Origin of the sequence: Streptomyces europaeiscabiei, assembly GCF_001550375.1 — a bacterium.
GTDB lineage: Bacteria > Actinomycetota > Actinomycetes > Streptomycetales > Streptomycetaceae > Streptomyces > Streptomyces europaeiscabiei.
On the sequence record NZ_LRTR01000855.1, the window covers coordinates 1 to 9,713 of the forward strand.

Genomic DNA, 9,713 nt, shown 5'->3' on the forward strand with positions numbered 1-9,713 from the left:
GCGGAGGCCGCCGCGACCCGGCCGGGGGACCGCGCCCTGGTGCTGGGGCCGGGGACGATCGGGCTGCTGGTCGCGCTGTTCCTCCGCGCCGCCGGTGCGGAGGTCCACCTGATGGGCCAGAACGCCGGTTCCCTCGGCTTCGCCCGCGGCCTGGGCTTCGCGCACACCTGGACGGAGGACTCCCTCCCGGACCTCCCCTTCGACGCCGTCGTCGACGCCACGAACGCCGCCCATCTGCCGGGCGCCGCCCTGGAGTCGGTGGAACCCGGGGGCCGCGTCGTGTACATCGGGCTGGCCGCCGAGCCCAGCCGGATCGACACCCGCACGCTCGTCCTCAAGGACGTCACGGCAGTCGGCATCCTCTCCGCGTCCCCGGGCCTCGACGCCACCATCCGCGCGTACGCCACCGGCACGGTCGACCCCAGACCGCTGGTCGCCGCCACGGTGGGCCTCGACGAGGCCGGCCCGGTGCTCGCGGGTGAACGCCCGGCCGGGGCCGGCGGTGGGCCGAAGATCCACGTCGACCCGGGCCGACGAGCCCTCTGAGGCTCGGCGGGCCGATAGGGCTGAGCCCGGGGACCCGATGAGGCCGGGCCGGGCGACCCGATGAGGCCGGGCCGGGCGACCCGATGAGGCCGCGCTCGACGCCCCCTCGAAGGCTGGGCTCGACGGCTTTCCCTTGCCCGGCTCGGCAGGCCTTCGGAAGCCCGGCTCGGCAGACCCCCGCGGTCGGCCCGGCAGACCTCCTCAGGTCGGCTGAGCGGTCCCTCGGAAGATCGGCTGTGCTGCTCGCCCTCTCAGGCTCTCGGGCCCGGCAGAACCTCCCCACGTCCGCCCGGCGCGCCCTGGTGGGTCGGCTCGGCGCAGACATCCGCAGTTCGGCTCGACGAACCCATGGAAGGTCGGCTCGGCGCGCCCCCGCAGACTCCGCCCGGCGGCCTTCGGACAGTCGGCTCAGCGCCCCCTCGGGCCCGGATCGGCGGGGCGCCTCCCGCACCTGACCGGGCCCGGCTTACCGTACGGGGAGATCACGATCTGCCCGGGAGTTCGCATGGCCGGTAGCCGCCGGAAGAGACCAGCCGAGGCCTTCGAGGCCATCGAGCCGCCGGGCAACGCCGAACTGGTCCTCGGCGTGCTGGCGGTGACGGCCCTGGTGGAGGCGCTCGGGGTGCTGTCCGGGTCCGAGGTGTGGCTCCTCGGGCTGCTGGTGTTCCTGCCGGGCACGGCGTCGGCGCTGTGCACCGTCCGGCAGACGGCGTTCGTCGCCGCGTGGACCACGCTCGTCGTCACCGCCACGGCGGTGGTGCGCAACGTCGACGCGGACCGGTGGATCGACCGGCTCCTGCTGGTCCTGCTCACCCTCACCCTGGGCGTGGCCTCGGTCTATGCCTGTCAGCGGCGGATCAGGCGCGAGCACGAGATGCTGCGGCTGCGGTCCACGGCCGCGGCCATGCAGCGGCACATCCTCCACCCCCTGCCCCTGCTCACCGACGACGTCCTGGTCAACGGGATCTACGAGCCCCTCCAGGAGGACCGGCTCGTCGGCGGCGACATCTACGACGTCGTCGCCTCGCCCTGGGGGACCCGGGTGCTGATCGGCGACGTCCAGGGCAAGGGACTGGCCGCCGTGGGCGCGGCGTTCGCCGTCATCGGCGCCTTCCGCGAGGCCGCCCACCGCGAGCCCACGCTCACCGCGCTCGTCGACGCCCTGGACGCGGCCGTCGTCCGGCACAACTCCTACGCCGAGAACACCGGTGACGACGAACGCTTCGTCACCGCCCTCGTCCTCGGCATCGACGCGGACGGTGAGGAGGTGCAGGCCGTCAACTGCGGGCACGTCCTGCCGCATGTGATGCACGAGGGTACGGTCACCACGGCCGAACTGGACTCCGGTGTCCCGCTGGGTCTCGCCGAGCTGGCGCTCGAACCGACGACCGTGGGCTGGTTCCCGTTCCCGGACGGCGCGACGCTGCTGCTGAGCACCGACGGCCTCACCGAGACCCGCGCCGCCGACGGCACGTTCTACCCGGTCGAGGATCGCCTCGCCAGGCATCTCGACCTCTCCCCCACAGACCTGCCCCGGGCCCTGTACGAGGACGCCGGCGTGTACGCGGGCAGCGGCGGCCGTCACGACGACGTCGCCGTCCTGACGGTCCGCCGGTCACCGCGTCACTGAACGAGTACCGAAAAGGGTTTCTGCGGAACGCGGCAGGGCGTGGAGCGACGCCTGCGCGTCCTGAACCGCTCGCCCCGTGAACTCGCCTCTCTTCCGCCTCCCTTGACACCTCAACAGCCCGCTTCTACGTTGCGAAAACCTTTTAGGTTGTTTTCCGCACTCCCCCGGTTCACGAACGTCGGTGCCATCGCGAGCGAACGCGTGTTGTCAACGGGACAGGGAGCATCCGATGAGAAGACCGCACGTCCTCCTGGTACGACGCCGGCGCACGAGGTGTCTCCTCGTCGCCCTGACGCTGAGCGCATGTTCCGTCGTCGCCGCTCCCCCGGCCGCCGCGGCGCAGACCATCGGGTTCCCCACCTTCGGCGGGCCCGCGATCCCGGCACCACCCGTGGCGCACACACCCGGCGACATGATGAAGGCCATCTACGACGCGGAGAGCTCGGGGACCGACTTCTGGATGGACCGCCTGCTGGCCCGCTCCGGCAATGATCCCGCCGGGCCCTGGCTGATGAGCCGCGGGCGGGCGCTCTTCATGAAGGAGCACAACCCCGCCCAGCTCGGTTTCGGCGGGAAGGCCGCCTACTGGGAGAGCATCAACGACAGCAGCGCGTACACCGTGGCGATCACCCCGGGCACCTTCACCGAACAGGTCGCCCAGCGGCGGCAGACGCCCAGTCACTGGAAGAGCGTCCACACCAGCGGCTCGGTCACGGTCGACCAGACGAAGTTCATCACCGACAACAACGTCGCCGTGACCAACCTGTCCATCAAGAACAACGGTTCCGGTTCCACGACGCTGCAACTGCGGGCGACCTCGCCGTACGCCGCCTCCGGCACCGGAAGCGAACTGACCGGCCAGGTCGACGCCTTCAACAACCTCACGACCCTCCGCCCCCGCCTCACCGGCGACGGCTTCGCCGTCTCCGGCGGTGGGCTCAGCCGGTCCGTGACGGTCGCGGCCGGCGCCACCGTGACGGCCAAGGTGGTCATGGGCTTCGTCACCGACGAGATCCCCCAGTCACTGACCGAGTACAACGCCTACGCGGGATATTCAGCGGCGACCGCGTTCGCCACCCACGTCAAGGCCTACAACCTGTGGTGGGCGCAGAACGTGCCGTACATCGACGTGCCCGAACCGGCGATCAAGAAGAACATCTACTACCGCTGGTGGCTGATGCGCTTCAACAGCCTCGACGCGGACATCCCCGGGCAGACCTTCCAGTTCCCGACCTCCACCGAGGGCGTCCTCGGCTACAACAACGCGATCGCGCTCACCCAGCCGATGCACATCGACGACCTCAAGTACCTGCGCAACCCGGCCTACGCGTACGGGGACTGGCTGAGCGTCGGCCAGATCTCCAAGGGCGGCCGTTTCCTCGACAACCCCGGTGATCCGGAGAACTGGTCCAACAGCTACACCCAGTACATCGCCGAGGCGGCCTGGAAGAGCTACCAGATCCATGGCGGCCAGCCGGGCATCGCCGCCAACCTGGCCCGCTACGCCGAGGGAGACGTCAAGGGCCAACTCGCGCACTACGACCACGACAACAACAAGCTCATCGAGTACGACTGGGGCGCGCTGACCGGCAACGACGCCGACGCCGTCTCCTTCCACTGGAAGCCCGGCAACATGGACCGCGCCGAGTCCGCCTACCAGTACAGCGGCGCGCTCGCCGCCGCCCAGGCCTACGAGGCGATCGGCAACACGGCCAAGGCCACCGAGATGCGCACGCTGGCGACGCAGATCAAGGACGCGATCGTCAACGTGCTGTGGAACCCCAGCCGGCAGCTGTTCGAGCACCGGCTCAAGTCGACGAACGAGTGGGTGCCCTGGAAGGAGATCAACAACTACTATCCGTTCTCGGTCGGCGCCGTCCCGAACACGGCGACGTACCGGCAGGCCCTGCGGCTGTACGACGACCCGGCCCAGTATCCGATCTTCCCCTTCTACACGGCCAACCAGGTCGACAAGCAGGCGGCGGCCGACGCCGGGGAACCGGGATCCAACAACTTCTCCACGATCAACTCGACCGTGCAGTTCCGCCTGTACTCATCGGTGTTGCGCAACTACCCCAACTCCTGGATGGACGCGACCGACTACAAGAAGCTCCTCTACTGGAACACCTGGGCGCAGTACGTCGGCGGCAACACCCAGTGGCCCGACGCCAACGAGTTCTGGGCGGACTGGAACGGCAGCTCCGTCAACTACCGTTCCTGGATCCACCACAACATCCTCGGCAGCAGCAACTGGACGGTCATCGAGGACGTGGCCGGGCTGCGTCCCCGCAATGACGCGAAGGTCGAGCTGTCCCCGATCGACATCGGCTGGAGCCACTTCACCGTCAACAACCTCCGCTACCGGGGTGCCGACCTGTCCGTCGTCTGGGACGACCCGGCCGACGGGGTGGTCCGCTACCCGGGCATCCCGGAGGGCTACTCGGTCTACGTCGACGGCGACCGCGTCGCCACCGTCAGCTCGCTGGTGCCCCTGACCTGGGACCCGGCCACGGGTGACGTCACCACGAGCGGCACGGTCACCCACCACACCGCCAAATCCGGGCTCAAGACCCCCAGCCAGGTCGTGCAGGACAGCCCGCAGATGGTCGACATGCTCGCCAAGGCGGGTGTCGACCTGACCGCCGACCTCACCAACCTCGCCGCCGGCGCGACCGTGTCCGCCTCCCACACCGGTACCGGCAGCAACGTCTCGGGCGCGGTCGACGGTTATCCCACCAACGAGCCGTTCTGGGGCGCGGGTGGCTCCGCCAACAGCCAGGACTGGTACGAGCTGAACTTCGGCACCACCCGCACACTCAACGAGGTCCGGCTGCACTTCAAGGACAGCCGCCCGGCGAACACCACCTACCGGGCGCCGTCCGCGTACACGATCCAGTACCACAACGGCAGTTCGTGGGTGAACGCGCCCGACCAGACGAAGAGTCCGGCGGCGCCACGGGCCAACTACAACCGGGTGCGGTTCCCGGCGGTCAGCGCCCAGCGCATCCGCATCCTGGCCACCCACGCCTCCGGCGCGAAGACGGGCCTCACGGAGGTCAAGGTGTTCAACCGGGGCGGGGTCCAGCCGCCGGGCAACCTGGCGGCGTCGGCCACGGCCACGGCGTCGTACACCTCCTCCGGGGAGAGTGTCACCGCCGTCAACGACGGGATCGATCCGCCGTCGTCCGGCGACACCGTGAACCCGCGCTGGGGCACCTGGCCGGAGACGGGCCAGCAGTGGGCCGAGCTGACCTGGCCGTCCGCGAAGACCCTGAACAAGGCCGAGGTGTACTTCTTCGACGACGACCAGGGCATCGACATGCCCGCCTCGTGGAAGCTCCAGTACTGGAACGGCAGCGCGTACGCCGACGTGCCGGGAGCCGGGTCCTACCCCCTGGCCAAGAACCAGTACAACACCGTCACCTTCAACGCCACGAGCACCACCCGGCTACGGGTGCTGCTCACCGGCAACGGCACGAACTCCGTCGGACTCCTCGAAGCAAAGGTGTACGGACCGTGACTCGTCCCGGATTCCTGTCCGCGATCCTCGCGTCGGTCACCATGGCGGTCGCCTTCCTGGTGGCACCGCAGCCCGCTGCCGCCGCCGTCGCCTTCACCTCGCCGGGGGTGAACCAGAACGGCGGCAACTGCCTTGATCTTCCCGGCGGTTCGTCGTCCAACGGCACTCAGCTGCGGGCCTTCACCTGCGACGGCGGGGCCAACCAGAGCCTGAGTTTCACACCGGTCTCGGGGACGACCGACACCTACACGGTCACCACCCGGTCCGGGCAGTGCGTCGACGTGTACGGCGCCTCCACGGCGGACAACGCCGCGGTCATCCAGTGGCCCTGCCACGGCGCGGCCAACCAGCGGTGGCGGCTCGCACCGGTGTCGGTCGCCGGCACGGACAGGACCTTCAACCTGGTCTCCGTCGGTTCGGGCAAGTGCGTCGCGCCGAGCGGCGGTTCGTCGGCCTCGAACACCAACCTGGTGCAGCTGCCGTGCGCCACCGCGAACGGCAGGGTGTGGCGGCTGCCCGGCTTCACCGGCGGCACCACCCCGAAGACGTTCACCAACCCGCTGGCCCAGCGCGGCCCCGACCCGTGGCTGACGTACCACGACGGCTTCTACTACCTCGCCACCACGACCTGGAACTCGACGGTCACCATGCGCAAGGCGAGCACCCTCGCCGGGCTCGCCACGGCCGACGAACAGGTGGTCTTCAATCTGACCCGGCCCAACGGGGCAGGCACGATGTGGGCCCCGGAGTTCCATCTCCTCGACGGCCCCAACGGCAAGCGCTGGTACTTCTACTACACGGCCGGCCGGGAGCCGTACGACCTGGGCACCCAGCGGATCCACGTCCTGGAGAGCGCCGGGCTGGACCCCATGGGCCCGTACAGCTTCAAGGGCGACCTGCTCGACCCGACGCAGGACAACACCTGGGAGCTGGACCCCGGCATCCTGCAACTCGACGGCAGGCTGTACCTCCTGGGCACGTTCTACAACGGCTCGCAGCCCATGTTCATCCGGCCGCTGTCGAACCCGTGGACCGCGAGCGGCACCCGCCGTGTGCTCTCCACGCCGACGTACAGCTGGGAGACGGTCGGTGGCGCGGTGAACGAGGGCGCCGAGGTCCTGCAGCGGGGTGGCAGGACCTTCATCGTCTACTCCGCCAGCCACTGCTCCACCCCCGACTACAAGCTCGGCATGCTCACCTACAACGGAGGCGACCCGCTCGACTCCTCCTCGTGGGTCAAGTCCCCGAACCCGGTCTTCCAGCGGTCCAACGCGAACGGCGTCTACGGCCCCGGCCACAACGGGTTCTTCAAGTCCCCCGACGGCACCGAGGACTGGATGGTCTACCACGCCAACAACTCCGCCTCCGGAGGCTGCGACATGAACCGGTCGACCAGGGCGCAGAAGTTCACCTGGAACGCCGACGGCACCCCGAACTTCGGCACCCCGGTCTCCCTCGGCGTCACCTTGACCGCGCCGTCGGGCGAATAATCATACGGTTTCCCTCCCGATCGTCCCAAACCGCTTGCCCGGCGCGGGACCCCTGCCCATCCTTGAGCGGTGATTGATGAGCAGGAGCAAGCCGGACCCGACCTCCCGACGACTCTGCGCAAGCTGGTCGACGAACTGGGCCGGGTCCGGGCGCTCGGGCTGCTGCGGCTGCACGAGGCGGAGTTGGAGACGCTGCACGCGTTGGCGGCGGGCCGGTCGCCCGGTGCGGAGACAGCCGCACCGGGCGGGCGCGGGGAGCCGGAGGCCGTCGAGCGCCTGCTGCACACCGTGGTGCTGGGCCTCGACGGGGAACTGGTACGCGACGCGGCCCTCCACTCGTTCGGGTTCGCCCCCGGTACCCGCGACCTGTCGGGCAAGGAGCGCCGGGAGCGGGCGGCCCATGTCTACCGCGTCGGGGCGGAGCGCTTCCGCAAGCACCAGGAGAAGCTGATGCTCCAGCAGGTGGCCCGAGCCGTCATGAACTTCGAGGGCCACGAGCCGGGGCCCGTCCCGGGCTCCCGGGAGAGTTCCCGGGGGAGCGCCGTCGCCCCCGTCCGAGCGGGACGTCATGTGTTACGAGCCGCCTTCGCCCACGGGGACGTCCTGCTCACTCTGCACGTGGCACCCATCGAGCTGGTCACGGGCGTGGACGTCCTGGTCTCCTCGGAGAACATCTACTTCGAGATGTCGAAGACGTTCCGCCGCACGGTCTCCGGCAGCCTGCGGCGGGCCGGGGCCACGAAGGACACCGTCGGCCGCATCACTGATGACGTGATAGCACGGCAACTCGCGGACTGGGTAAGGAGGTTCGGGGTGCCCGGACTTCCCGTGGCGGCGGGCACGGTCGCCGTCACCTCACCGGGCGCCCTGTCGGCGCAGGGGGTACGGCGGATCCTCCACGCGGCGGTCGCCACACCCTCGGCGACGGGCGACGGGTACGAGACCGCGCCCGCGGCCGTCGCGGCGGCCGTGCGGCGTGTCTTCCAACTGGCGGCGGCCGAACGACGTACGGGCCGCACACCCCTGCGGTCCATCGCGCTGCCCCTGCTCGGGGCGGGCCGGGGCGGCCTCGACGCGCGGACCAGCGCCGAGACCGTCGTCGGCACGCTGGAGCAGGTACTCAGGGCCGACCCCGACTGGTCGGTGCATCTGGTGACGCGCAATCCGCTCAGCGCCCGCGCGGTGATCGACGTACTGAGCGACCGGCGCCCCTGAAAACAGGGCCCGCACGCCGGCCGACGCGAAAGAGCACGGTATTCGAATTCCCTCGCCCCGTGGAACTCGAATACCGTGCTTCATTCCTGCCGCATTCCCCCGTCTTTCCCCGCGGCCTTTCGATCAGAAGTATGCACGAGCGGCGGCGGAGATCGGAACCCGTTCCACCGATCTCCCGGGACAGCCCGGAAAACTACCGGTTCCCGCCCGGAAAGCGCCCCGGGGTCGCCCGGCGCCGCGGGCGGACGGCGTCAGGACCCGATCCCCGGCAGTGGGTCCACCGACCCGATCTCGACGCGGTACTCCCCCAGCGTCTCGGCCAGCCAGCGCAGACCGTCCTCGTCGTCGAGGATCCTCGGCGGCTCGTCGGTCACCGTCAGCAGGTCGCTCTCGGCGGCTGAGCCGAACAGGACCAGGGACTCGTTGGGGCCGTCCAGCCGGGAGCGCCAGACGAAGCCGTCCGCCCAGTCCGCCTCGGCCCGCAGCCAGTGCCCCCAGCGCCGGGTGAACGCGTACTCCGTGGGCTCGGACTCCACGAGCCACCAGTCGCTCTGCTGCACGGCGTTGAGGTGGAGGATGCTGCACAGGGAGACCAGTTCGACGTCCCTGGTGAGCCGCACCTGGGACAGCAGCCTGCCCTCCAGTTCCTTCTGCGGCAGGACGCGGGAGTTGCCCAGACCGTCGAAGCGCAGGGTGCGGACGAACCTCTCGATGATCGCGGTCTCGGGCTTGGGGGCCGCGTACAGATACGCGTAGGAATCGTTCGGAGTGCTGTCGAAGCGACCGCCGCCGAAGTGGTGGTCCTGCGGCTTCGGGTTGAAGCGGTCCGCCGCACGGTGCCGCGAGTGCACCCGGTAGAAGAGTTCGCCCGCCCTGCGGACCACCCTGCGGGCGTTCGCCGTGCCCTTCTCGGGGAGTTTCGCTCCACGGGCCATGTCAGTCGTCCTCCCCCACCACGCCCGCCGCGGCGAGCAGTTGATCGTCCAGGCCCGCGCCGAGCAGAGTCGCCGGCACGGCGTCCAGCCACAGGTTGGGCCCCAGCCACCAGTCGGCCACTCCCCAGGGGTCGGCCGCCGCGCCCAGCATCGCGTTGATGGCGAGCACCAGGGGCCGGGGCCGGCCTTCCCCGTCGAACTGGAACGCGGGCAGCAGCTCGGGGCCCTGGGAGACACGGAGCCGGATCAGTTCGGGCTGGTCGGCCGCGATCCCGAAGATCTCCGCCAGTTCCGCGTCCGTCAGGGCGGGCTCGGCCAGCAGCCGGTCGCGGGCCGAGGCCCAGCGGACCTCGGGCGGCGGTGTGCCGCCCGGTCCG

6 protein-coding genes and 1 pseudogene are annotated in these 9,713 nt (G+C 70.2%); 5 read left to right on the forward strand and 2 right to left on the reverse strand.

Annotation, left to right across the window (positions count from 1 at the left end):
• From AWZ10_RS43475 to AWZ10_RS43495, 5 genes are all read left to right on the forward strand, one after another.
• The coding region (locus tag AWZ10_RS43475; RefSeq protein ID WP_159058578.1) for a zinc-binding dehydrogenase at positions 1-546 on the forward strand (546 nt) is incomplete at its 5' end.
• A gap of 505 nt (positions 547-1,051) precedes the next feature.
• Positions 1,052-2,176, forward strand: coding sequence for a PP2C family protein-serine/threonine phosphatase (locus AWZ10_RS43480; RefSeq protein WP_060893921.1), 1,125 nt, complete (start codon positions 1,052-1,054; stop codon positions 2,174-2,176).
• A gap of 229 nt (positions 2,177-2,405) precedes the next feature.
• Positions 2,406-5,696, forward strand: a complete 3,291-nt coding sequence (locus AWZ10_RS43485) for a discoidin domain-containing protein (RefSeq protein ID WP_060893922.1) — start codon at positions 2,406-2,408, stop codon at positions 5,694-5,696.
• On the forward strand, positions 5,693-7,186 hold the full coding sequence (locus tag AWZ10_RS43490) for a family 43 glycosylhydrolase (protein WP_060893923.1): 1,494 nt from the start codon (positions 5,693-5,695) through the stop codon (positions 7,184-7,186). Before AWZ10_RS43485 ends, AWZ10_RS43490 begins: the two co-directional genes overlap by 4 nt.
• Before the next feature lie 69 nt (positions 7,187-7,255).
• A complete protein-coding gene (locus AWZ10_RS43495) occupies positions 7,256-8,401 on the forward strand; it encodes a macro domain-containing protein (RefSeq protein WP_060893924.1) in 1,146 nt (381 codons plus the stop codon).
• Positions 8,402-8,652: 251 nt separating this feature from the next.
• Here the strand turns inward: AWZ10_RS43495 and AWZ10_RS43500 are convergent, their stop codons facing one another.
• Positions 8,653-9,336, reverse strand: a complete 684-nt coding sequence (locus AWZ10_RS43500; protein WP_060893925.1) for an RES family NAD+ phosphorylase — start codon at positions 9,334-9,336, stop codon at positions 8,653-8,655.
• A gap of 1 nt (position 9,337) precedes the next feature.
• Positions 9,338-9,713 (reverse strand): annotated as a pseudogene (locus tag AWZ10_RS43505) (DUF3168 domain-containing protein); the annotation flags it as partial.